This window comes from Acinetobacter sp. WU_MDCI_Abxe161, from assembly GCF_025514355.1.
Taxonomy (GTDB): domain Bacteria; phylum Pseudomonadota; class Gammaproteobacteria; order Pseudomonadales; family Moraxellaceae; genus Acinetobacter; species Acinetobacter pittii_E.
Genome location: NZ_JAHPTU010000004.1, coordinates 1 through 25,359, shown reverse-complemented (window position 1 = coordinate 25,359; position 25,359 = coordinate 1). Strand labels below are relative to the sequence as shown.

General features: G+C 35.6%; 24 protein-coding genes. 15 read left to right on the top strand and 9 right to left on the bottom strand.

The window, feature by feature from the left end:
- The first annotated feature begins 22 nt into the window (after positions 1 to 22).
- Entirely contained in the window at positions 23 to 424 is a 402-nt protein-coding gene (locus KTI78_RS05505; protein ID WP_005305185.1) for a transcriptional repressor, read from the top strand.
- Positions 425 to 478: 54 nt separating this feature from the next.
- Here the strand turns inward: KTI78_RS05505 and KTI78_RS05500 are convergent, their stop codons facing one another.
- Positions 479 to 2,269: a bifunctional metallophosphatase/5'-nucleotidase gene (locus KTI78_RS05500; RefSeq protein ID WP_262445463.1), complete on the bottom strand. Its 1,791-nt coding sequence runs from the start codon at positions 2,267 to 2,269 to the stop codon at positions 479 to 481.
- 455 nt (positions 2,270 to 2,724) lie between these two features.
- Here KTI78_RS05500 and pqqA point away from each other — a divergent pair, with 455 nt between their 5' ends.
- From pqqA to KTI78_RS05455, 9 genes are all read left to right on the top strand, one after another.
- Positions 2,725 to 2,799 carry a pyrroloquinoline quinone precursor peptide PqqA gene (pqqA, locus tag KTI78_RS05495; RefSeq protein WP_001982218.1) on the top strand — a complete coding sequence of 25 codons (75 nt, stop codon included), beginning with the start codon at positions 2,725 to 2,727 and terminating at the stop codon, positions 2,797 to 2,799.
- A gap of 75 nt (positions 2,800 to 2,874) precedes the next feature.
- Positions 2,875 to 3,786: a pyrroloquinoline quinone biosynthesis protein PqqB gene (gene pqqB, locus KTI78_RS05490; RefSeq protein ID WP_262445462.1), complete on the top strand. Its 912-nt coding sequence runs from the start codon at positions 2,875 to 2,877 to the stop codon at positions 3,784 to 3,786.
- Between the two features lie 8 nt (positions 3,787 to 3,794).
- Positions 3,795 to 4,553, top strand: coding sequence for a pyrroloquinoline-quinone synthase PqqC (pqqC, locus tag KTI78_RS05485; RefSeq protein ID WP_016141047.1), 759 nt, complete (start codon positions 3,795 to 3,797; stop codon positions 4,551 to 4,553).
- Complete coding sequence (gene pqqD, locus KTI78_RS05480) at positions 4,550 to 4,834, top strand: pyrroloquinoline quinone biosynthesis peptide chaperone PqqD (protein WP_004792407.1); 285 nt, start codon at positions 4,550 to 4,552, stop codon at positions 4,832 to 4,834. Before pqqC ends, pqqD begins: the two co-directional genes overlap by 4 nt.
- Positions 4,831 to 5,985: a pyrroloquinoline quinone biosynthesis protein PqqE gene (gene pqqE, locus KTI78_RS05475; protein WP_262445461.1), complete on the top strand. Its 1,155-nt coding sequence runs from the start codon at positions 4,831 to 4,833 to the stop codon at positions 5,983 to 5,985. Before pqqD ends, pqqE begins: the two co-directional genes overlap by 4 nt.
- Before the next feature lie 18 nt (positions 5,986 to 6,003).
- Positions 6,004 to 7,056: a dipeptidase gene (locus tag KTI78_RS05470; RefSeq protein WP_262445460.1), complete on the top strand. Its 1,053-nt coding sequence runs from the start codon at positions 6,004 to 6,006 to the stop codon at positions 7,054 to 7,056.
- 583 nt (positions 7,057 to 7,639) lie between these two features.
- Positions 7,640 to 7,813 carry a hypothetical protein gene (locus KTI78_RS05465; protein WP_262445624.1) on the top strand — a complete coding sequence of 58 codons (174 nt, stop codon included), beginning with the start codon at positions 7,640 to 7,642 and terminating at the stop codon, positions 7,811 to 7,813.
- A 251-nt stretch (positions 7,814 to 8,064) separates the two neighbouring features.
- Positions 8,065 to 8,301 carry a hypothetical protein gene (locus KTI78_RS05460; protein ID WP_025470304.1) on the top strand — a complete coding sequence of 79 codons (237 nt, stop codon included), beginning with the start codon at positions 8,065 to 8,067 and terminating at the stop codon, positions 8,299 to 8,301.
- A 240-nt stretch (positions 8,302 to 8,541) separates the two neighbouring features.
- On the top strand, positions 8,542 to 9,129 hold the full coding sequence (locus KTI78_RS05455) for a uracil-DNA glycosylase family protein (RefSeq protein ID WP_262445459.1): 588 nt from the start codon (positions 8,542 to 8,544) through the stop codon (positions 9,127 to 9,129).
- 17 nt (positions 9,130 to 9,146) lie between these two features.
- Here KTI78_RS05455 and KTI78_RS05450 read toward each other — a convergent pair whose 3' ends face one another.
- The gene (locus KTI78_RS05450) at positions 9,147 to 10,712 is read right to left on the bottom strand and encodes a phospholipase D family protein (RefSeq protein WP_262445458.1); all 1,566 of its coding nucleotides are present in this window, start codon (positions 10,710 to 10,712) and stop codon (positions 9,147 to 9,149) included.
- Positions 10,713 to 10,937: 225 nt separating this feature from the next.
- Between KTI78_RS05450 and KTI78_RS05445 the strand changes: the two genes are divergently transcribed.
- The 3 genes from KTI78_RS05445 (at position 10,938) to KTI78_RS05435 (ending at position 13,162) form a co-directional block, all read left to right on the top strand.
- A complete protein-coding gene (locus tag KTI78_RS05445; protein ID WP_262445616.1) occupies positions 10,938 to 11,372 on the top strand; it encodes a GFA family protein in 435 nt (144 codons plus the stop codon).
- Between the two features lie 194 nt (positions 11,373 to 11,566).
- Positions 11,567 to 12,028: a hypothetical protein gene (locus tag KTI78_RS05440; protein ID WP_262445457.1), complete on the top strand. Its 462-nt coding sequence runs from the start codon at positions 11,567 to 11,569 to the stop codon at positions 12,026 to 12,028.
- 825 nt (positions 12,029 to 12,853) lie between these two features.
- Entirely contained in the window at positions 12,854 to 13,162 is a 309-nt protein-coding gene (locus KTI78_RS05435; RefSeq protein WP_239967710.1) for a hypothetical protein, read from the top strand.
- Between the two features lie 5 nt (positions 13,163 to 13,167).
- Here the strand turns inward: KTI78_RS05435 and KTI78_RS05430 are convergent, their stop codons facing one another.
- Positions 13,168 to 14,325 carry a catalase family protein gene (locus KTI78_RS05430; protein WP_262445456.1) on the bottom strand — a complete coding sequence of 386 codons (1,158 nt, stop codon included), beginning with the start codon at positions 14,323 to 14,325 and terminating at the stop codon, positions 13,168 to 13,170.
- A gap of 183 nt (positions 14,326 to 14,508) precedes the next feature.
- Here KTI78_RS05430 and KTI78_RS05425 point away from each other — a divergent pair, with 183 nt between their 5' ends.
- Both KTI78_RS05425 and KTI78_RS05420 read left to right on the top strand, forming a co-directional pair.
- Positions 14,509 to 16,380, top strand: coding sequence for a phage capsid protein (locus KTI78_RS05425; protein WP_262445455.1), 1,872 nt, complete (start codon positions 14,509 to 14,511; stop codon positions 16,378 to 16,380).
- A 229-nt stretch (positions 16,381 to 16,609) separates the two neighbouring features.
- Positions 16,610 to 17,719, top strand: coding sequence for an S-(hydroxymethyl)glutathione dehydrogenase/class III alcohol dehydrogenase (locus KTI78_RS05420; RefSeq protein ID WP_016141033.1), 1,110 nt, complete (start codon positions 16,610 to 16,612; stop codon positions 17,717 to 17,719).
- Between the two features lie 58 nt (positions 17,720 to 17,777).
- Here the strand turns inward: KTI78_RS05420 and KTI78_RS05415 are convergent, their stop codons facing one another.
- From KTI78_RS05415 to KTI78_RS05390, 6 genes are all read right to left on the bottom strand, one after another.
- Positions 17,778 to 18,749, bottom strand: a complete 972-nt coding sequence (locus KTI78_RS05415) for a DUF4882 family protein (protein ID WP_224991892.1) — start codon at positions 18,747 to 18,749, stop codon at positions 17,778 to 17,780.
- A 113-nt stretch (positions 18,750 to 18,862) separates the two neighbouring features.
- The gene (locus tag KTI78_RS05410) at positions 18,863 to 19,879 is read right to left on the bottom strand and encodes a fimbrial protein (protein ID WP_262445454.1); all 1,017 of its coding nucleotides are present in this window, start codon (positions 19,877 to 19,879) and stop codon (positions 18,863 to 18,865) included.
- Positions 19,876 to 22,437: a fimbria/pilus outer membrane usher protein gene (locus KTI78_RS05405; protein ID WP_262445453.1), complete on the bottom strand. Its 2,562-nt coding sequence runs from the start codon at positions 22,435 to 22,437 to the stop codon at positions 19,876 to 19,878. The genes KTI78_RS05410 and KTI78_RS05405 overlap by 4 nt, the downstream gene beginning before the upstream one ends.
- A gap of 55 nt (positions 22,438 to 22,492) precedes the next feature.
- Positions 22,493 to 23,227, bottom strand: coding sequence for a molecular chaperone (locus KTI78_RS05400; protein WP_262445451.1), 735 nt, complete (start codon positions 23,225 to 23,227; stop codon positions 22,493 to 22,495).
- An 88-nt stretch (positions 23,228 to 23,315) separates the two neighbouring features.
- The gene (locus KTI78_RS05395) at positions 23,316 to 23,849 is read right to left on the bottom strand and encodes a fimbrial protein (protein WP_000731819.1); all 534 of its coding nucleotides are present in this window, start codon (positions 23,847 to 23,849) and stop codon (positions 23,316 to 23,318) included.
- Positions 23,850 to 24,345: 496 nt separating this feature from the next.
- Entirely contained in the window at positions 24,346 to 24,636 is a 291-nt protein-coding gene (locus KTI78_RS05390) for a hypothetical protein (protein ID WP_224991896.1), read from the bottom strand.
- Positions 24,637 to 25,359 lie beyond the last annotated feature (723 nt).

The window sequence follows — 25,359 nt, the reverse complement described above, 5'->3', positions numbered from 1 at the left end:
TCAACATTAAGGCTAATTAATCATGACGGCAACTTCAAAATCATTATTAAATGGACTACCAATAAAAAAATCGAGAATTCAGGTTTTTGAAATTTTAAATCAAAATCCACAAGGCTTAAGTGCAGTAAGTATTTATGCACAAATTAAAAATGAACATAAAATTACGCTTGGAACAATTTATCGAATCTTATCTGAATTTGAAAATCGTAAACTCATCAAAAGGGTGTTCTTAGGAAAAAGTAAAAGTATTTATAAGATCAGAAAAGATAAAATGAGCTGCAACTTGATTTGTCTAAAAACCGCAGAAGCAACTAGCTATGAACATGAAAAAGTGAAAGAGCTACTGCATGAGGTCATAGATGTTATTTTTGCGAATACAGGAACTAATATCAGTAGTATTGAACTTAATCTCTATACAGAATAAAAAGTTTAGATAGAAAAAAGGACAGCCTAAACTGTCCTTTTTTTATTAAATTTACTATTTGATGACTTTAATTCGAGTAGTCGCTGGAATAATTAGAGGTGAATTCTTTGAGTTTTCCGCAATATAGCTTTCAAGAGCATCAATATCTTGACCACCACCTACACGGTTTTGGCCTTCTTTTAATACGGTGAAGTTGTCACCACCATCTGCCAAGAAGCTATTTACCGTCACGCGGTATAACTTAGTGTCAACCAATGGTGAACCAGCAACCATGATGTTACTTGCTCTTGGTGAAACAGCCGCATTTGCCGCATATTGATAACTTAATTCTTTAGATGGTTGTAAAATTCGAGGAGAGTTTGCATTTGCACCAGACCATTGCTGCTCAATTACATCTCTAATCTGTTTGCCAGTTAAGCTCAAAGTCACAATAGAGTTACCAAAAGGTTGAACTGCAAAAACATCACCAAAGGTAATCTGGTTACTGCTATTGATGAGCAGATCAGCACGTACACCACCTGGATTCATTAAGGTAAAATCAGAGCCTTGGTTACTTGCCTTTAATGCAGCCGCTTGTTGAGCATCGGCAATCATAATACCGAGCGGACTTTCCCCACTTTCAACTTGAGTACGACTTACTACTGCTGTTGCAGTTCCAACCACACGGCTTGAAATAGTGGTCACCGCTTGGCGGTACTTATCTAAAATAGCTTCAATGCTTGGGGTTTTATTAAATTTTTGATAGAGGTCTGTAAGGCTTACAGTGGTTGTACCAGACGTATAGGCTTCACTTTGTATAGGAACTTGTTTAGCATCCTTTTTAATCACATCCCCAGTTTTACCATCTAGCTCAACCTTGATGTCAGTAATGAGTGTGCCATACTGTCCAGCCGAAGTAAGTAAGAACGGTTTCGCCGGATTTTTTGTAGAATAGTCACAAATATAAGATTGGTGTGTATGGCCTGAAACAACAATATCAACTGCCGGATTAAGCTTATCTAAAATTCCTAAAATTGGGCCGCTTAAGCCATCACATGTTTTTTCATTAAACTTCGTACTTGGCGCCGCGCCCTCATGCACAACTACGACAATGGCTTCAATTCCTTGTTTTCGTAACTCAGGAATCAAAGCGTTTACCGTATCTGCTTCATCACGGAATTCAACGTCTTTAATACCAGCAGCAGAAACAATACTTGGGGTCGCTTTAAGGGTTAAACCAATAAACGCGACTGGAATTCCACCATAAGTTTTGACTTTATAAGTAGGAAAGATTGTTTTGCTGGCATCACTTTTCATTGCTACGTTGGCAGCAAGGAAATCAAATTTTGCACCACTAAAGTTTTTATTAATTTGGCATGGGGCAGTGCTGGTATATTGCTGACATCCGCCGTTCTTTAAACGGCGTAATTCATCTGTACCACGGTCAAATTCATGGTTACCTACAGCATTAAAGTCAATTTGAATATCATTCATGACTTCAATGGTCGGTTCATCTAAAAATAAAGAAGAGGTTAGAGGTGAAGCACTAATTAAATCGCCTGCCGAAACTACTGCATTATTTGGATTTTCTGCTTTAAGTTTTTTAATGGCATCGGCAAAGTAACTTACCCCACCCACAGGAATACGAACAATTTGAGTAGCATCATTTGAATTTGGTGCCTCAACATAACGCTTTGGGGGTTCAAGATTTCCGTGAAAGTCATTAAAAGCTAAAATATTTACAGTCTGATTGCTTCTTTGGGCAGGTAGTGCTGTGTCGTTATCATCATCGTCATTACATCCCGCCAATACAGCTATTGCTAGAGAAAGTGCTGTTACTTTAAATAGTGTTGTTAAATTTTTCATTTTTTATCATTTGATCAATTAAGACGCATAAAAAATACGTTTTTAGTATGAATATTTGATGAAAAATGAATATAACCTAAAAGAGAATAAAATTTGGACAATTAGCATACTTAATAAAAAATAGCATTATTTAAAAAATATGTTAAATATTAAATACATAATTTTTCCATTAAAATTTTCACATAATTATCAAAGATATAATAAATATTGAGATAATCTTTATAGTTAATAAAATTAAATATAATTTCTTTAAAAAAACTATAAATATTAATAAAATAATTTTCCCAAAATAATAAGATTGCTAAAATTTGGACAAAAAACACAATTATCGAACAATATATTGTCTAGAGATTATCTACAAAACTACTTTTATTATTTAAAATAAATTTTTAATTGCCTTAAAATCTTAATCAAGTGATTCATTTCACAAGATTAATATGAACCGGAGATAATTTATGCAATGGACTAAACCAGCTTTTACTGATTTACGCATTGGTTTTGAAGTTACAATGTACTTCGAAGCACGTTAATCAGTTTCATCCAAATATGTTATAAGCCCTAGTCTTGCTCTAGGGCTTATCTCTTTCTAATAAGATATTAATTTTATGTATATTTATGTTTTAGGTTCAGCTGCTGGAGGCGGGTTCCCGCAGTGGAATTGTAATTGCCCGAATTGTCATGGTGTGCGCACAGGTACAATCCAAGCCAAAGCCCGTACTCAATCATCAATTGCTGTTTCTGAAAACGGGACAGACTGGGTTTTATTAAATGCATCACCTGATATTCGGCAGCAACTTTTCGAATTTAAAGCAGCTCAACCAGCACGTAAATTGCGTGATACAGGAATAACGAGCGTAATTTTAATGGACAGTCAGCTAGACCATACCACTGGGCTTTTAACCTTACGTGAAGGTTGCCCAATGAATGTATGGTGTACAGAAATGGTTCACCAAGATTTAACGAGCGGCTTTCCTGTTTTTAATATGCTCAAACACTGGAATGGTGGTTTTCAATACCATGAGATTAATCCTAAGCAAGCCTTTAAAGTTGATGGTTTCGAAAATTTAGAATTTTTACCTTTAATTATTAAAAGTGCTGCACCACCATATTCACCGCATCGACATGACCCACATGACGGCGACAATATTGCTTTAATTATCAAAGATCATAAAACACAAAAGCAGTTGTTCTATGCGCCGGGTCTTGGAAAAATTGACGATCAAATCATGCAGATTATGCAGAGTTCAGACTGCGTCATGATTGATGGTACGCTTTGGACAGATGATGAAATGCAACAGACAGGCGTCGGAACAAAAACTGGCCGTGAAATGGGGCATTTATATATTAGTGGCGAAGGTGGTTCACTGTCTTATTTAAATCAGCTAACCACACCTAAAAAAGTGCTGATTCATATTAACAACACCAATCCAATTTTAAATGAAAACTCTAGCCAGTTTGCTGAGCTTAAAGCAAATGGTGTAGAGGTTGCCTATGATGGCATGCAGATTGAACTCTAAGGTGAAACATGACTCAAACACCTGAAGCTTTAACGACTGAACAATTCAAACAAGCCATTATCGAAAAAGGCCAGTATTATCATATCTATCATCCATTTCACGTGATGATGTATGAAGGCCGAGCAACTCAACAGCAAATTCAAGCTTGGGTGGCAAACCGATATTACTATCAAATTAATATTCCGCTTAAAGATGCGGCCATTATGGCAAATTGCCCTGACCAACGAGTCCGTCAAGAATGGATTCAACGCATGATCGATCAAGATGGTGAATATCCTGATGGCGGTGGTCGAGAAGCATGGTTATGCTTAGCCGAAGCTGTGGGCTTGAGTCGTGAACAAGTTATTTCTGAAGAACTGGTATTACCTGGTGTCCGTTTTGCAGTAGATGCCTATGTAAATTTCGCACGCCGTGCCTCATGGCGTGAGGCAGCAAGCAGCTCGTTAACTGAACTTTTTGCCCCACAAATTCATCAATCACGTCTTGATTCATGGCCACAGCACTACCCATGGATTGATGATAAAGGCTATGAATATTTCCGTTCTCGTTTAAGTCAGGCGCGCCGTGATGTTGAACATGGTTTAACAATTACGCTTGATTCATTTACAACTTTTGAGCAACAAGAACGAATGCTTGAAATATTGCAGTTTAAGCTGGATATTTTATGGAGCATTTTAGATGCTTTAACTTTGGCATATGTTCACAATGAAGCACCGTATCACAGTGTGACAAGTAAACGGGTTTGGCACAAAGGACTATTTAAATGAATAAAGAGCAGTTTGATTTAAACCTTGTGCCGACATGGCGACAAGGTTACCGTTTTCAGTTCGAGCCAGCTCAAAATGGTTTTGTGATTTTATATCCTGAAGGCATGATCAAGTTAAACGAAAGTGCAGGGGCAATCGGACAATATATTGATGGGCAGCAAAATGTTTCTGCAATTATTGCTCAGTTAAAGCAAAAATTTGGTGATATTGCTGAAATTGATCAGGATGTAGTGGATTACATGCTAGTCGCAAAGCAACAACACTGGATTGATTTAGTATGACAGAAGGTGTTGGCCTACCTTTATGGTTATTAGCGGAACTCACGTATCGTTGTCCGCTACAATGCCCATATTGCTCAAACCCATTAGACTACGCTCAGCATAAAAATGAACTGACCACCCAAGAGTGGTTCGATGTTTTTGATCAAGCACGTCAGATGGGTGCTGTTCAACTTGGTTTTTCTGGCGGTGAACCGCTGGTACGTCAGGACTTAGAACAACTCGTTGCACATGCTCATCAACAAGGCTTTTATACCAACTTAATTACCTCGGGTATGGGCCTTACCGAACAACGCATTGCTGATTTAAAGCAAGCGGGCTTAGATCACATTCAAGTGAGCTTCCAAGCGAGTGACCCAGTGGTAAATGATGCCTTAGCAGGTTCAAAGCATGCTTTTGAACAAAAGTATGAAATGTGCCGACTAGTTAAGAAGTATGATTACCCAATGGTGCTTAACTTTGTTATTCATCGACATAACATTGACCAGATAGAACAAATCATTGAACTTTGCCTAGAACTTAATGCAGATACAGTTGAGTTAGCAATTTGTCAGTTTTACGGTTGGGCTTTTTTAAACCGCCAAGGTTTATTACCAACCCAAGAGCAACTGACCCGTGCGGAACGGATTACCAATGAATATCGAGAAAAATTAAAAGCGCAAAATCATCCTTGCAAACTCATTTTTGTAGTGCCTGATTATTATGAAGAACGACCAAAAGCCTGTATGAATGGCTGGGGTAAAATCTTTTTTACAGTTGCTCCAGATGGTATGGCACTGCCTTGCCATGCAGCACGACAATTACCAATTTCCTTTCCAAACGTACGTGAACATAAATTGTCAGATATCTGGTACAAATCAACGGGGTTTAATCATTTCCGTGGCGATGCGTGGATGCCAGAAGGGTGCCGTAGTTGCCCAGATAAAGATCGTGATTTTGGTGGATGTCGATGTCAGGCCTATATGTTGACTGGAGACGCGGCTAATGCCGATCCTGTATGCGGAAAATCGCCGTATCATCAAATGATTGAACAAGCACGCGCAGAAAGTCAGTTGGCTGCACCTCTACAACAGTTAGTTTTCCGTAATAGTCGAAACTCTAAGTCTTTAAGCGCCACACAAAATATTCCAGTCCACACGATTACAGACATATAGCAAGTAATAGGAATACTTATGAAGCCTAGCCATATTCCAGTTTTCGATGGGCATAATGATGCTCTAACACGTTTATGGCTAAGTGATCATTCAGATCCTGTACATGCTTTTATTCATGAACGCCTAGAGGGTCACCTTGATCTAAAACGCTGTCAACAAGCTGGTTTTATGGGGGGAATATTTGCGATTTTTTTACCTCCATATAGCTATGTTCAACAGCATCATGCCAATAAACTATTTGATCAAAATGCTTCTGATTTTACCCAACAGCAAATTGAACAAATTTGCTTGGAACAACTCGATTTAGCTCAGCAACTCGCTCAGCATTCTAAAAATATTAAAATTTGCACATCAGTTCAAAGTATTCAGGATTGCCTAGCAGAGCAAAAGCTAGCAATTATGTTGCATATGGAAGGTGCAGAGGCTTTACAACATAACCCTGATTTACTCGATGTATTTTATGAAAGAGGCCTGCGTAGTATTGGCCCACTCTGGAATAGACCTAGTCGTTTTGGGCATGGTTTAAATGCTAAGTTTCCTCACTCACCCGACACAGGAGCAGGTCTCACGAGTGATGGCAAAGATTTTATAAAACGCTGCGCAGATAAAAAAATGGTGATTGATGTTTCTCATATGAATGAGAAAGCTTTTTGGAATACTGTAGATATATTGCAGCAGCCAATTGTAGCAACGCACTCTAATGCACATACTTTATGTCCTCAAGCACGTAATTTAACTGACCCACAGCTCAAAGCAATTCGGGAAAGTAAAGGTATGGTTGGGGTAAACTTCGATGTCGCTTTTTTACGGTCGGATGGGCAACGCAATGCGGATACATCCATAGATGTAATTTTGGAACATCTAGAATATTTAATGGATCATTTAGGCGAAGAACACGTAGGTTTTGGATCGGATTTTGATGGTGCACTTATTGGTACTGAACTTGAAGATGTAACTGGCCTACATCGTTTAATTGAAGGTATGCAACAGCGTGGTTACTCTAAAATGCTAATTAAAAATATATGTATGAATAATTGGATGCGGGTACTTCATAGAATTTTTGGACAATAATGAAATGAATGACTAAACAGAATTAATCTGTAAAATCATTCACTGTTTTTATTGGCCGAAATGACTAAAAAAAATACAAATAGTTTAATTGTCAACCATTCGGTATATTCACTAAACTTAACCTTACTGAATGTAAGAACATTTGGTATTTCAGGTCTTTTGTGGTTTTCACATCACCCATTTCTTCATGAGAAGTAGAAGTGGGTTTTTTCTTATCTTAAGCAAATAAAGTGACATTCATCGCAATAATTACTAATTATTAGTAAAATCCCTCAATTCCATCTTGACTAAAAGTTCAGCATTAAATACAGTTGTATTGTATTTAAAGATAATAAGATTGCTTAAAGCAATTCATAATACTGCTTAATCCTGAAATACAGTAAAAAGCCTGTTCTTTTTTAGAATAGGCTTTTTGCTTTGTATCAAAATTTATTTTTTCAGAATATTTTACTATTCAATTAACATAAAAAATAAACACCTTACAAAAGCGGAGCAAATGAAAGCCTTTAAATAACAAATTTTGTGCTATTAATTTAAGCTAATTGCTCAAAAGTTACTCCGTTAATCAAAGAGGTGCAAAATGTTGAAATCAATTATAGTGTTGGGAACAGGTATTGCGATTGGCATGTGTATGTACAAGAAGAAGCAAAAAAACAGTAAGAGCTTTAACACAGATAGCGATACTGACACAATGATGAGTAAAGATACTGCTAACAATAAAGACGATAGTTCGCTTGATAACGCAGTACAAGTTTAGAATTAAATAAAAAAGGGTTCAGTTAATGAACCCTTCAATTTTTATTAAAATTAAAAATTTATCAGCAATATTTACTTATCATAGTTTAACTTAAAAATAATCTTTAAATTAAATAATTACTCAACTATTCATTTAATTATTACGAAAATATGATTAAAACAAAAAAAACACTTTCATTATTAAAATTTACATATTGTATCAGTGGAGTCTTTATTATGAGCGATGCGGATAATAAAAAAATGGAGACTACAATGTCAAAGCGCCATATTTTAAAAGAAGTGAATGCTAAAAGTATGTGTGGAATGGAAATCGTTGTTGAACAAATTTATGAAAATATTTATGAAAAAAACTTTGTCCAAGCTGAACAAGAGCAGAATTGGTTACCACTTTCTAAAATTGTGATTTCGGATAAAGTCATCAATTTAGACCAAGATAATACTTTTGCTCATCCAAGAACAGGTAAAGTTTTTAAAGTCCTTAATTCTTAATAGTTTTTCTGTTAGTATATTTTTGATATTTCTAAGTGATTGAGGTGAAGTATAAATATGTTTCGCCTCAATGCACTTACTTAAGAAAAAAATATTTTTAAAATAAGTATTCTTCAACAATGCTTACTTTTGTGACATCCTTTAACGCTTTAATGAAGAGAAATTGCATTTCATGACTCGTGATTAACTAGAAAATAGGTTAATTTATTTATAAGATTTTTAAGTAACTACTGATTTTTTATGATAATTGAGATAGAAACACATCCACTTGAACCATTTTTACCTGAAAATGCCCGTTTACTCATGTTAGGCAGTTTTCCACCACCACGTAATAAATGGAAGATGGACTTTTACTATCCAAATTTCCAAAATGACATGTGGCGTATTTTTGGTTTGATCTTTTTCCAAGACAAAACTTACTTTTTAAGTGATAGCCAAAAAAATTTTAATGAAGAACGTATCCGTAACTTCTTGATTGAAACTGGCATTGCAATCTTTGATACGGCTTACCAAATTAAAAGGTTGAAGGGGAATGCTGCAGATAAGTTTCTTGAAATCGTAACGCCTACAGACCTTGCTGTTTTGCTTCAGCAGATTCCTTTATGTCACACCATTATGACCACTGGCGATAAAGCGACTGATACCTTAATCTCTGTTTTACCGGAACACACTGAAAAACCGCTTATAGGAATGTCTACCTCGACTTACTTTGCAGGACGTAACATTAATTTATACCGTCTACCATCGTCTTCTAGAGCTTATCCATTGGCACTAGAAAAGAAAGCAGAGGCTTATCGAAAATTCTTTAAAGAAATTGGGATTTTATAATTAAAGCTAAAACGCTTTTACATCATCCATTCAATTGGTAAATATGAAACTGCTTTAACCATGGTACGTTGAAAAAGACTCGTATCTGGGTCTTTGTCATATTCAATAATTTTTCCATCCGACTGATAATCTAACCAAATAATCTTTCCTTCATTATTTAACTTAAGCTGGTAGGCGACTTGAGGTAAATGTTGATCAAGCATGACTGAGACTTGAGCTTGTAATTGACTCGACTCAATCACAAGACCAACCTCAGTATTTAAGTAAGTTGAACGTGGATCAAAATTAAATGAACCAATAAAAACTTTACCGTCTACGTCAAAAAATTTGGCATGTAAGCTCGATTTATTTTTACCTTTTGCAGGGATTACACTTCCAGTCACTACTTCATACCATGTTCGGCGTCTACGTTCTAAAAATGGCTTAAACTCAAATAGCTCTACGCCATTTTTGAGCATTTCAACTCGATATTGACTATAAAAAGCATGCACAATCGCTACATCATTTGCAGCAAAAGAATTGGTTAAAACCCTGACTTTAACCCCTTGTACTTTTAGCTGTTTTAAATAATAAGTTCCTTGCTGAGTCGGCACAAAATAAGCAGAAGCTAATTCGATATGCTGCTCTGGTTCACCCATAATCTTTATGACTTGCCCATAAAGCATCTCTTCCTTAGAGGCTAACCCTAAGATTTTTTTAGGTGAATCTGCAACGAAATATGCTTTTGACCATTGAATTGGATAATTTTGTAGGAGCTCTTTTAAATAAGTTTGTGCATCGGAAAGCTTATCTTCAGTTTGAATATGATTTTCACTTTCGTGAAGTAGATCATGATAGTGCTGCCTGAGTGTTTGCAAGTGGTGGACAGCACATGTACCTATGAGCTCGGTAGCATTTTGACTTAAATCATTTTGCCAAAAATCATTAAATACGACTTGAGCATGCTGTACTGTATGGCCATAAAATAAAATATCTAAATCTGTAAATTGAAACTTACTACTTGCATCAAAATATTCACTGCTGATATTTCTACCGCCTGTTACAGCAATCATATCATCTGCAATAATTAACTTATTATGCATGCGATGGTTTACTTTTTTGAACCGAAAAATATAGTCCAAGATTCTTAAATATCTAAATTTATATGGGTTAAATAATCGAATTTCAAAGTTAGGGTGGTGCAGAAGACTCCGGAGAACACCATCGAGCTTTATTCCGTTTTGATCATCGATGAGTAAACGGATTTTTACGCCACGATCTGCCGCCGTTAGCAACTCATGCAGCATTAAGTTTCCAACAAAATCATTGGTCCAGATATAGTATTGTAAATCGATCTTTTCTTTTGCATTTCTAATGAGGTACATACGAGAAGCGATACTGATAAAGGCATCATCTAATGCGACAAAAGCAGTTAAACCTTGTTTAGTTTTTTCCGTAGCTTGCTCATCATTCAACCAATTAAAGCTATTCGTCACTGTATCATTCTCATCAGGGTCGTATGTACCGTTATACGAAGGTGTATTTGTAAAGCCCCAAGCATTTAATGCCATACGGCTATATTGCTGATACAATTGATTAATCATGTAAGCTTTTAAGTCGCATCCAAGATAAATCCATCACAGCATTTTTATATTCAATTTATATGTCAAAATTCATATTAAACGTTATAAATACACTCTGCCAAGTCTCAACTCTAGCAATTTCTTATATTTATAGGTAATTCTACGAAAACATATCTATTTAAAAATATAAAGTTAAATTTAACCCTTTTTAAGCCTAATGCTATATTCAACATTATTTTAAAAAGGATACTCGAGATGAGCCATGTGGGTTCTTGTCTATGCAATGAAGTCAAATTTTCTATTCGCAATGAAATAAACACGGTTTATCATTGCCACTGTAGTCTCTGCCGTAAACAAACCGGAACGGGATCAAACGCAGCAACGTTAGTGAGTAAGAATAGATTTGAATGGTTATCAGGTTTAGAACTTGTCCGCACCTATAAAAAAGAAACCGGCTTCACTTCTTCATTTTGCAGCAAATGCGGATCGCCAGTACCAAACTTAGTGGGCAGTACCGACTTTATGTGGATTCCATTAGGGTTGTTAGATCAAGATATTGTTGTGCTAAAGAAACTTAATTTTTGTATGGTTTCAAAAACCAATTGGGCAAACACAATAGCGGCTGATGAGTCCTATAATCAACTTCCCACTTTAAATGAACTAAAAATACTTTTTGATTAAAGTAAATTCCTATCCAAAAAATGAGACTTAGTTTGCATTAAATTTATTTTTTTCGGATGGTTATGCTTGCAAGTTTCACAAAAACACATTAATTACAATTGGCAGCACAACAATTACATTAGAAAACATGATATCTATCATACTTCCTTAAAAGGCTGAGTGAGTAGCTTAACAATAAAAGGGAGAAAATAGAGATGCCACAATATTTAATCATCGCTGAGAATGTGTATAAAAAGATTGAGGACAAAAATTTATTTTCAGAAAGCTCGGCAGAAAACTTAAATCAACTAGTAGGTGCAATTCGTAATGAAATTAAAGGCACCAAATTTAAACTTAAATATAATTTTATAGATTTTGAGGAATGCCTAACTAAGCCTTTAGAGGAGTGTGCCATAAAGTTAGACATGAGCCTTATGCCGAAATATAAAAATAAAGATGAATATATACTTTGGCTCGCAGGTTTTATTGAAAGAATTACAACAGGAGGAGAGACAAAGCTTCCACCAATCTCAAAATTTATACCTCCAGACTTTAAGTTTAATTATGACGAACTATCTAAAGTATCAACTTCTACTTCGTCTCGAGATGATGGAGAAATGATTATCAATTATTTCAAATCAGATGATTTTAATAAAATTATAAAAGAAGAAAAATAAGTACATAAAAAATATAGAAGTGATCGTCCACTACACTTCTATATGTCGCTGTAAATTCAGCAACCGCCTACTGGGGCGGTTTTTTAATTTTGTTTGTCTTGTTACTAAAAAATATATTGTTATATCTTTTCACAAAAGTTTGCATAATGCACAGAAACAGACTCATTGGCCTAAAAACAGATACATCCTTCAATGTTAGTTTTAAATTTACTTAACTATCTTTTGGAGATAAGTATGTTTAAAGCTATGTTTTTCTTTGGCGCTGGTGCTGTTTTCGGTTATTGCTGTAAACACAAGGAGGATAAAGCTAAAGAGGAAAACTCATCAAAATAAGCTAAGTACATTGATAAAGAACTTACTGCTGAGTCGGTTTTTTATAAGGAGGTGTCTATGCTCCACAATCTTAGACAAATTTTCTGTATTCATGTCTGGGAATATGAATTTGATATTACTCATAATGAAATTAGAGAATGCAGGAAATGTGGAAAAATTCATAAAATGAAAATTTTCCAGAAACTTACTTAAGATTTTAAAAAGTATTTTTTAGTCTTAAGTAAATATTAAAAATTAAATAGGCTTAATAGATTAAATATATTGAGCCTATTTAATATAAATTTAAAATCCGAGTATTTTAGTCAATATTAAAAACCTACTAATTTAATCAGAATAAAAAACAAACTAAATCACATTTTAAAAAAATAAATAGTTATACTAGGCACAACTTATGAATTAAAATTAAAAAACTAGAAACAATTTAATAAAAATTAAAAACTTATTTTTATAACTTTGAACTTATACTTATAAATAATTAATAAGGAGGTAGAAATGCCAAAATATTTACTTTTAGCAGAAAAAATTAATAAAAATATTAAAAATAAATATTCAAACAATCATCTAAAGAACTTAAACAATCTTATTCTAGAAATCAAAAAAGCTATTGCAGGTACAGAATTAAAATTTTTATATAACTTTGTGAATTTTGAAGGCACTGTAATTAGCGTTAAAAATGAATTACCCATTAGATTAGACATGAGCTTGATTCCACGACATAAAAATGAAGATGAGTTTATTTTATGGTTGGCAGATTTCATTGATCGCATCACTATAGATACAAGCAAGGGCATTAATGGATAATGTATTTAAGGTTCTTGTCTAGGTGCTGAATTCATATCATGCCGAACTCTGCTGATATTTTCATAAATGACTTTACGCATTCTATTTATTGCACCTAATGGTCTATGTTCTGGTAAGGCGTGCCACGGCGTAAAAGATAGATTTTCACAAAACTTATTTTGTTCAGCTGTATCAAAGTCTTGCTTTGGGATATGGATAGTTGCCACTTGATAAAAAGGAGCTGCTTTCTCATCCCACTCTGTCATTGAATCTTCTACTAACATTTGGCTTGAGGTCCGTGGCTGAATAAAAAATTCCATACAAGCATCTGTACTTTGTAGAGTGTTCTTTAAAGCTTCTCTTAAATAATTATGGTTAGGATTTTTAGGTAGATTGTTTGGTGGCATTGAACAGGCACGAACTGAATATTTAACTGCTTTTCGATCATTACCCAGCCCTAGCTGATAGGGAACCATAGACCAATACCGTGCATATAATGGGTTGGCGATTTGCGAATTACGTGCTCCGAGTGCATTCATGGTTCCTTTAAAACCTAGGGCAATCGGAATATGAAGTTTTCTGATGATATTGTGGCTATTCACATCATTCATGAAAGAAAGATATCGTTTAGCATCATTGGCAAAGAAGACCGGATGATTAATCATAATAAAATCTTGTGTGGTTGCTTGCTTTTCACTTTCTAAAATTTTTTGTCCAGATACACCTAAAATTTTTATTGCTATACCACGCGCATCTTTATTAATGTCCGCATTAGAGGCATCATTTGAGGCATTTGAAAAGCGAATCCATGCTTGATAAGTTTGATCTGGAATAAACATCCCTTTGGCCAATTGAGTGGGTATATTTTTTGAGACATGAAATTCAGCTCGCACACATCCATGCGCTTTAGGATGTGCATCACGTAAAGCATTTCCATCCCTATATTGTTCACGGATCGCCTTTTCAATCACTTGGGCTATATTGTGGGCGATGAGTTCCTCATTCGGTTGTAACTTTTCTCCTAAAATCGGATCAATCTCTGGATAAGCAATATTCTCTGAAGAAGTCTTCACTGATAAGGGTGTTTGAGAGTGTAAATTTTCACTGCAACCTGTTAATACAAATACAAGAGGAGTAAATACATACAAAACCTTAAAGTTTATAGGCTGTATAAAATTTGCCATTTGTTATCTCCTCGGTACAAAAAATATTTTAGGTAATATTAAGTTTTCTTGTTTAAAATCATTTTGAACTTTATAAAAAATAATCACTGTAAATAAATTAAACTCCATTGTTACTTATCTGAACAATGCAATAAAAATTATTATTTAAGATAAAACCTCTTAATGCATTAAGAGAATGTAGACATGATAACTAATCGACAAAATGTGCAAAATAATTCTAATTCATCACCTCATCCAATCACTCAAAATACACTTATTGATCGGTTTAGTCCTATTTACTGGAGAATAGACGGTCCGCAAACCATGTCTTTTGCCATTACAAATTATGGGAATGGATTTGAGGCATCTTTTAGATCACGTATGGCAAATGACTTGGTAGGAATTAGTTGGGATTCTTCTGACACTAAAGACCATAAATTTTTAGCGTATGAAACCAAGTATAGCTATGCAGGGGTGGTTTGGGATTTCGATATTGAACTATCGGCTTCTATGCCAGTGCTAAATAATCCGAGTTTAACACCGACTTTAACGGTGTACTATAAAGATAATGGTATAGATAAAATTGCATATATTGTTCTATTTAATTACGCAAATAATCCTTCATCGCGAACAGCACATATCCGTATTAACTGGGACACAGTAAAAGCAGGTTTTTCTGCTACAGATAGCTTTCCGGTAACCAATATTCAGCGAATTTCATTTTCGGGATTTACCAGTGACTACAATAGCCAATCCGCCACACCTTTAAGCCAGCCAAAAGATGGCTACATTCGTGTGACCAATTCAGTTGTGACTGGAACAAATGCAAAGTTAAATTTGAGTCGTGTAGTTGTCCCTCAGCACAATTATGGCATCTGTACAAGTTATGATGACCACTATGATTTAAACCCCCAGCGCCTAGTCAACAATATGGTAGCTTTGGGATATAAAGGTTTGGTGAACCATTATTGTGGAATGTCGCATTATCCTGAAATGACTTGGAAAACTGACATTAATAAATGGCAAATACCAGATACGATGGTGACAGGTGAGGCGGTCGTTAACTCATGTACTCGTAAATGGCATGAGAAATATGCTCAGGCTTTACATAACGCCAGTATGCAGCCCATCTTTGGGGTCAGCTTTGAAATGTATTCACTTGCAGCAAATGAATTTTGGGCACAGCGTGACTGGAATAGCAATTTAGGTAAAACAGGCTACCAACCACCGAGTTATTTTTTTAGCTTAAGTGATCAAAATGCTTTGGCTTATTTGCACAAAGTTTTTATTGAGTTCGCAGATACAATGGTTGCTGGCGGCTGTAATGTTAACATGCAAATTGGTGAACCTTGGTGGTGGTATAACACGGACACGAATCTACCTTGTGTGTATGACTATCCAACAAAATTAGCCTTTAATGCCGATACAGGACTATATGCGCCAGACCTAGGCACAATCTATGAGGCTATGAATAAAACAGGTACGCCGTATGATGAGTTTAAAACTTGGTTAAGAAATAAGTTAGGACAGACCTGTCAAAATATTCGAGCAGCCATTAAAGCTAAATATGCAAATGCTCAAGTGTGTCCTTTAATATTTTTCCCATCCATTCGTTCTCCAATACAAACCCTAGCAACCTATATCAACTATCCAAGCCAGCACTACTCCTATCCAAATTTTGATTACATCATGACTGAAGCCTATGACTGGCTTTTAGAAGCTAAATTAGATTTAGCTCATCAAGCTGTTTCTCAGATACCAACTCAAGATTTAGGTTATCCGGCAAATAAAGTTGCTTATTTATCTGGATTTGTGCCAGATGCGTCTATTGCCTATATCTATGGATTCGATAAAAACAAACCTTATCGGACGCCAATTTGGCAGAGGATTTTTGGCGATATGAAAAATAACGTATCTCTTGGCCTCATGAAGCAGTTTATTTGGGCCTATCCGCAAGTCATGTTCGATTCAATTACAATTGATACGACCCAAGCCCCAAATGGCTTCTTCGTTGAAAATACACTTTACTCGCCAATTAGTGATAACACACCATATCCACCGGATATTTACCTCTAAGTAAACATAAACCATTTATAAGATAAGTGATTTAATAAGAAACCTCTTTAAGTAAGGGGTTTTCTTCTTTTTTAAATGTAGGCTTGCTTAGAGGTACATGACTGGCTATGCTGTGATGGATTGTCATGAAAGCCAATTTTAATTTAAGCAAAATTAAGCTCTTGTATTACTGTTACATAATCTATTTTGCTCGACTATAAATACCGAATGATTTAAAGGAAACCCAAAGATGAAATCTCGTGCAGCTGTCGCCTTTGCCCCAGGAAAACCTTTAGAAATTGTTGAAGTTGATGTTGCACCACCTCAAGCGGGTGAAGTTTTAATAAAAATTACCCATACAGGCGTTTGTCATACCGATGCTTTTACATTATCTGGCGATGACCCAGAAGGTGTTTTCCCTGCCATCTTGGGACATGAAGGAGCAGGTGTTGTAGTTGAAGTGGGTGAGGGCGTAACAAGTGTTCAACCGGGTGATCACGTGATTCCGCTTTATACGGCTGAATGTAAAGAATGCTTATTCTGTAAATCCGGGAAAACTAACTTGTGCGTTGCAGTACGTGCGACTCAAGGTAAAGGTGTAATGCCGGATGGAACCACACGTTTTTCATATAATGGTGAACCGATTTATCACTACATGGGGTGTTCAACCTTTAGTGAATATACGGTAGTTGCAGAAGTCTCTTTAGCTAAAATCAATCCTGAAGCCAATCACGAACAAGTTTGTTTACTTGGATGTGGTGTGACTACCGGTATTGGCGCCGTGCACAACACAGCAAAAGTTCAAGAAGGTGATTCGGTTGCCGTATTTGGTCTAGGCGGTATTGGTTTAGCAGTTGTACAAGGTGCACGTCAAGCAAAAGCAGGACGCATTATTGTCGTAGATACAAACCCAGATAAGTTTGAACTTGCTAAGCAGTTTGGTGCTACAGATTTCTTAAATCCTAAAGATTACGATAAACCAATTCAGCAAGTCATTGTAGAAATGACAGGTTGGGGCGTAGATCATTCATTTGAATGTATTGGTAACGTCAATGTTATGCGTTCGGCTCTAGAGTGTGCACATCGTGGTTGGGGACAATCCGTTATTATTGGTGTTGCCGGTGCAGGTCAAGAAATTTCGACTCGTCCATTCCAGTTAGTTACAGGCCGTAAATGGTTAGGTACTGCGTTTGGTGGAGTAAAAGGGCGCTCACAACTTCCTAAAATGGTCGAAGATGCGATGAAAGGTGAGATTCAGCTTGAACCTTTTGTGACTCATACTATGCCTTTACAAGACATTAATACTGCTTTTGATTTAATGCATGAAGGTAAATCAATCCGTACAGTCATTCATTTCTAAACGAAATAAAAAAAAGGGCTGTGATTCAGCCCTTTTTTACCACTTATAGTTTTATATCTTAAATAGCATTACCACACATATCTGTTGTGCCCTGAGGATAGTTAAACTGTAATGCATTACGGTCAGTAATGAGTTCATTAGACAACTCTTGTCCAAATAATTGATTAGAATATATTCCTATACTACTTGAGACAGAAAAACGTATATTCTCTAGTGGAGCAGGTAAAGTAGATTGATACCCCTGATCAACACCATTTACAATAAAGCCAACCTGCTTAGTATTCTGATTAATATACATCCCTAATCTTTGGTGTTCATTTGAATTATTTGTCATGTTTTGACCTTTATAATATGGATTGTTAGGCCCACTATTATCACTAAGTCGATAAGCTACATAATAGTTTAATCTAGCAGGATTCTCGCCAAAATCTGGATCATACCCCCCCATATCAAACCAATAGTTGGATCTAATTGTATAACCATTATTTGTTACGCCACTAAATCCAATGCTAGAGGAGTAATAAGTAGAATTTCCAAGTGATGAACTCCCAAGAGTTGATGTTGGAATTTTAAGTTCCATTTCAAATGCAATAATACCTGTGTGAGGTATTGTTAAATCACCAATTTCATTAACCGAATTCAGACTATCTACTTTACTTGTAGCTACATAATCTACGTAGCCATACTGACTTTCTGGCGTAGGTTCTACTTTAAAACCAAATTTTTGACCAGTTATCAATGGGAATATTTTCATAGGAAAATCAGGATGTTCATTATTCCATAGATCGAGATCTTCCTGAGTCACATCAAAATTGTATTGGCAGACTGGGGCAGAATTAAGGGAATTTGTTTTTGCCAAAAGGGTTTGAGACGTTAATTTTTCATCCTTTGCAGTTGATGAAAATTTTTTAGATGCTACTTTTTGGCTTGACTCGCTATGCGTTACTGTATTGGTATTATCAGAAGATACTTCATACATGGCCCAGCATAATGTAATTGCACTAACAGCAACTATACCTATTTTTTTCATAAATATTCCTATTAAGTTAAGTATTAAGTTTTTAGAAAGTAGTGATAAAGTAAAATTTATTATTAATATTTATGATTTTGAATTTTATTCCACTTAATAACGATTCAATATGATTAATCATATTGAATCGTTACAGTAGCCATAGCACGGACCTTACCAGGCGTAACATTTGCTGCAGTTTGATAGTAACGAGCTGTTAAAGGAACATCATATTGAATGGTTTGATTTGATTTCACAGTTCCCAGTTCTAGTTTATTACCTAGGCCAATAACTTGATTCTTATTTTGATAATTCCATACAAGTTGAACCCCAACACCATTTGCTTTAGTTGCATTTGGTTCAAGATTTTTTAAAACTTGGGTATTAGTGCCATCTTGTTGATAATCAAAACTCAAGCTGATGAGGTTTTTCTCTTCATAACCAGTTGGATTTATACCACCATTACATAGAATATTGAGTTCAAAGGATTGGTCTCCTTGAGTTGAACCAACACCTTTAAACCCAGCTTTTGTAACTGTTGGTAGCTGTACCTGCTTGTTAATAGCGCCACGCCATTCACAAGATGAAGAGGCAATAGTAATTGCATTAGCATTTACCGTACTGGTTAAAAAAGGACGATCACTTCGGTTTCCAGCATAATAACTACTATAAACACCAGGGACTAAAGTTCCAGATCCAGTATTTTCAGCTGTTTTTACAATTTCTACAACAAAATAGCCTTCTGCAAGACGAAAGTTGGTTGATGGGACACGACGAGTATAAGGGTAATAGCCAGAAAAATTTCCAGCATTAAACGCTTCTCGATAGAGTCGGATACCTATTCCTGAAATATTAGTTGAATAGATGCTATCACCAAGTATGCTAAGTGGATAACTTTGTAATAACTTTGCCGTCAACATATCCGAGGTGCTACAGGTATATGTAGTATAAGGATCTGGTCTGATCTCAAAAAGTGATTTAACCAAAACTTTACCTACAGGGTCACTCGGTCGAACTACAACTCGTCCAACTTGCATCGCAACATCAATCGTTCTGAAACCGAGGCTAGTTGTACATGCTGCTTCGGCCCCTGTATTAATACAAAAACCTAATACAACTAAAGCACCACTATTTAAGAGTAATTTTTTCATTTGCAGACAGCCTCAGTCATTACCATGCTTTGTTGCTTATTTTGCAACTGATTACTGATGTTGTACTCAACCGAACAACGCTCATTGCTTTCATCGCCCCATTTTACATAGAGACGATCTTGAGCAAGTGGGGTACGTAAGTAAATCATACTACCTTGTGCAACAATACCTACAGCTTCATCTTTTTGGTTAAAGACTTGAGCTGCAAATGGCAAACTGTTGCCATCAGCAGTTTTACTATTAATGTAAACCGCATAACCAGTTTTAGTCGCAAAATCTACTTTAGCAATTGCGCCAGCAAAAGGTGCGATACGTTGACTTGTTTCTTCAAGTTCTACTTGGCTCGACATCTCTTGTGGGTCAAGAGTAATGTCATTAAGGCGGTAAGGCGTTACATATGGAATAACCGCATAACCAGCCTTATTCACACTTAAACCAACGGTATTATTAACTTTTGCTCCAGCTGCATCAGGTGCATGCACAAGTACCATCGTTTGACCTTGCTCAGGTCCAAATAAAATACCATCTGAATGTGCAACCACACTACCACTTAAGCTAACCATTGCTTGTTGGTAAGAGTCAGCAATACTATAAGAACCACCAACAGTAGCATAGTTAGTACGGTAACGGCCATTTGCGTTAAATGATGGATTTGCATAGTCTTGATGTGACACGGAAGCGCCGTAACTAAAGCGATCACCCACCATTCCGCTGGCACCAACAGTACGACTGTCTTCAGAAGCAGTAACGTTGACGTTGACTGAGTTCTTCTTGAAGTTAATTGGGAATGAAAGCGTCATTAAATATTCAGTATCATGCGACGCATCATTTGAACCATACTCAACCTTACGGTTAATTGCAGATAAACCATAAGTTAAACCATGGTAGTTATTGCTATAACCAATTTGGTACTGTTTAGTACTTTCACTACGATTCCAATAATCAACCCAAGAACCTACTACATAGAAGTTACCCCAACCTTCAGGAAGACCTTGGTTCAAAGTAATTTGGAATTCGCTACGCTGATGGCCCGCAGCAGCATAGGTATTTACACCTTTTTCTTCTAAATCGCGAATAAGCAGTGCATCACGTAATTTATAGAAATTTTCTGTTGAGTAACGATATGCAGCAAGAGTTAAGTTTGTGTTAGTCGGAGAGATTAACTTACTATAACTTAAACGGAAACTTTGCCCAGATTGTGAAGACTGTTTTTCAAAGTCAGCTTCTGAATGGGTAACATCTAACGCAACAGCGCCAATTGGTGTAGCAAACGCAGCACCCAACAATACAGCAGCATAATTTTCTGTAGCTTGTATGCCCGTATAGCCTGTTAGGTAGTTGTTAATACCTTGTTGGTATTTACCTTGAATTATCCAAGGGTTAAGGTCAATATCCTGATCTCGGAACTGACCTACAGTTAAAGAATAACGGTTTACGCCTGGACGGAGCATCTGTACAACTGAAGCATATGGAACCGAAAATTTTTGTACTTGGCCATTTGCTTCAATAATAGAAACTTCAATTTCCCCACCAAAACCAGTAGGGTAAAGGTCATTAATCTCAAAGTTACCTGGTGCAACAGTTGTTTGATAGATAAGTTGGCCTTGTTGACGAACTTCAACTTTTGCATTAGTTTTTGCATTACCACGAATACGAGGGGCGTAGCCCAACATACTATTTGGTAGCATGCGGTCATCACTTGAGAAATCGATACCGCGATAACCAATAGAATCAAATACTTCGCCGTTGGTAAAACTATCACCTAGCGTTAAAACACCACGGTACTTAGGGAAGGCTCTTTGTAAGTATGTACTTGTTTCTTGATAGTCTGATTTAGATTGATTTTCAGCAGGTGTATCTTGCCACTGCCACTGGCCATTATGACGTAATTGCCAACCAGCAATATTTAAACCAGCTGTAACACCCATAAATGCGTTTGTTGTTTCGCTTCGGTCACCAGACTGATTAAATGTCTTATATGCACTACCACTATAAGATAGAAAACTGGCATTAATACCGCGATCCCATACACTTGGGTCAACATAGCCTTGCGCATTTTTTTGCAAAGCGACTTGCGGAATAGAAATATCTACACGTAAACGAGAGGTATCAAATTCATAAAATGCATTTTCAACCCACTCTTCAATTTTATAACAACTATTATTTTCTTTTTGAAGGGTAGTGTGCTTAGACAAAACGTCTTGTTTAACGCCGTACTCAAGCAGGTTCATACCTGTAAAACACGTTTCTGCATTTTTATTAGGGTCTAATGCTTTAAAGACCATACGACGTTTACCAAACCATTGACCATTTACATATAGATCAACGTTGTATTCACCCGGTAAAACAGGGTTACCATATTTAAAGCGAGAAATATCAACTTTTTGAGCATCTCCAATTAAAAAAGCAGAATCAAATTCAGCCTCTACTGGAGCACTCGTAGTTGTTTCTTCAGCATGCACGAATACAGGCATTGTCATTGTGACAACACCAGAAGCCAAGTAGTAACAAATATGGCGTTTTAATAATTTATAAGATTCTTGCCTTTTTTTTGGCATAGCTAAGTCCGCCTACACATATAGGTGCTTAAATTTATTAAAAAGATAAATCTGATTACTGGAGTTTTATTGGGTGCTCAACGCGACCACCGTAGTCATTGACATTAATAAAACTCATATCTTGAAGGTTGCCATTCTTAAGTTGAACTGACGCTTCAGAAAAAGGCTTAATCATTAGCCCTTGAGGTAATAAATCAACTTTTTTATCACCTGCCTTTTGGTAAACAGAAGTCATCGTGATATGAAAAGGGGTAGGATTTTTTACCGTTAAACTTTGACCAGATTTAACCCATTGAAGCTTATCTGATGCTAAATTCGCATCTTCTTTAATCGATGAAGGACGATAGAAGAATTTAATACGTGAACGAATTGCAAGTTGTAAGAAGTTATCAGGTGTCGTATCTTCACTTTTTGAAGTAGGTCTTGGTGGGATATCCAAAATATTCAACCACAAAACCGTTTCTTGCTTCTGATTTAATTGAAAAGCATTGGGCAAAGCGGTAATACGAAGCGTCTGACTTTTCGTTGCTTCAACACGAGAAATTGGAGGAGCAATCATAAAAGGAACTTTTGATTGGTCCGGTGTACTCTTTGGGTCACCTTCATCAATCCAAGCTTGGACAAGTGCTGGCTTTGAACCGTTATTGCTAACTTGTAGCGTAACTTCGCGAGCATCCGAGGGATAGATTACACGGGTGCCATGAATTACAATTTCTGCTTGAGTAGCAGGTGCGACTACTGTCGAAGCAAATGCCAAACCTAACAAAAAATTATAACTGTTCAATTTCATTTTTCGAGTTCTCAACCAAGAAAGATTCAGGAAAGTGTTACACAAAACAGGGTTTCCATGCGGACACAGAAACCCCGCTATCAATTAATTATTGATAGATAATTGTGTATTGAACAGAAGTAGTTACTTTACCAGCAGTAGAAGCGCCAGTTGCATAGTATTCAGCATAGTAGTTAAGGTCAGCACTTGCGCCTTCAGCTACGTCAACCCATTGAGAGTTAGCTTGAGCACCGTTTGCACCCGCAGCAAGTACTGGGATGAAATTGTTGTTGCTACCTAAAAGTTGAACGTTAACGTTTTTAGCACCAGTAGCGTCTTGGTTAAGTAAACGACCAGTATTGAAGTCAACAGTTGCACCAGGTTCGAAGTAAGTAGCTACTTTACCTTGTGAACAGTTAGCTAAGTTGATTTGGAAAGGAGTACGACCAGCAACATCCCCAGCAACAGCTAAAGTTTGTTTAGAAACAGTTGGAAGAGTAACTGTGAAGTCTTTACCAGCAGGGGTAACGATGTCACAAGTTTTGTCTGTAACTAAACCATTAATTGTAATTGTACCATCAGCAGCTTGAGCATTCGCAATCCCTACAACCGAAAGAGCAGCGATCAAAGCAAGTTTTTTCATAGTGTTTTCTCAAAAGTCTGGATAAAAGTTTAATTCCTTACTTTTCCAGTGTTTGACATCTTGAAAAGTAATGTAACAATCCTAAACACATTTCAAACAAAATGCAAACTAGATCACATTATTTTTTCATAGTAGCAATTGGTTCACACTATTGTTTTGTAGTTAAAAGCTACTGTAAACAGCCTATATAGCTGTTTATAAATAATTTTTTTGTTTCAGAAAAAGAGAAGCTAAAGAGATGAGCTAGTTACATAAGAACACGATGTAAATAGACTAAAATTAAACCATTTATGTGAAAAAATAAGCTTAAATTCTTAGAATACAATTATATAGAATAAATTATATAAATGTATACAGAAAAAATATACAAATGGGCATTTTTGATGAAAAAAGAGCAATTTTCTTATTAATTCATCAAAAGTCGTGATGAACTCGTCAAATTGCTCTTTTGATTTAAACTTATGATTGAAATAAGCCCAAATACTTTAGTTATATGTTAGTGATAATTGATAAGCACAACCTTATGATTGGAACCTATGCTTTCAATGCTAGTATCCATTTTCTCAGTATGTTGAGCTAATTTAAAAAGACTATCTTTATTTAAATATTCACTATCAAGTTTAATATTTAAATTATTTACCTCTGTACATTCTATCTCGCTATGTTCTCTTGAACACGTATCTTCAACAATATTTCCTCTTATCATTATTGTGTTATTTGCATAACAAAATAATGGGGAAGTGGAAAGCACCATCATAACTAGAAGTTTAAAAATATTATTTTTCATTTTATATACCTATTTATAAAATAGTTTATATCTATTTGATACAATATTTTTTCTTTAAAAACAATTATTAATTTAAAATTATCAAGAATTTATTAATTTTCACGTGATATAAATCACATTAATTATTTTAAATAATGTAATAGTTAAAATTTTTTAAAATTAAATTTGCAAATAAAAGATGTATATTCCTCAAAAACCAAAAAAAACATACAAGTTGCTGATATTTATATATATTTTAAAATACACCAAAATAAAAACATTTGGAATATAATATTATAAAATAATTAATTGATATGTAATTTATATCTATTCACTGGCATAGTTTTTAAAAAGACACCTAATACAGTTAAAGTGTGACTCATATCACCATTATTTAAGTAAATATAAGATACATTACTATTCTTAATTTAACAGGATTCAAAATTTAAGAACAAAATAACTTTTATTTTTATCTTAAGTATTAGGGTATATAAAAATAGTGAAATAAAATTTCATCATTTTAAGTAGGCTTGAACTATTTTTAAAAATTTAATCAATCCAAATATTTTCAAATCAAATTATGCTTCAGAAGCCTAAGCTGGAGAACAGCCATAGAGTATCCAAAATCAGGAGAAATCATTTTTATTTAAGTTTTTATAAGAGCTACAGAGCTACAGAGCTACAGAGCTACAGAGCTACAGAGCTACAGAGCTACAGAGCTACAGAGCTACAGAGCTACAGAGC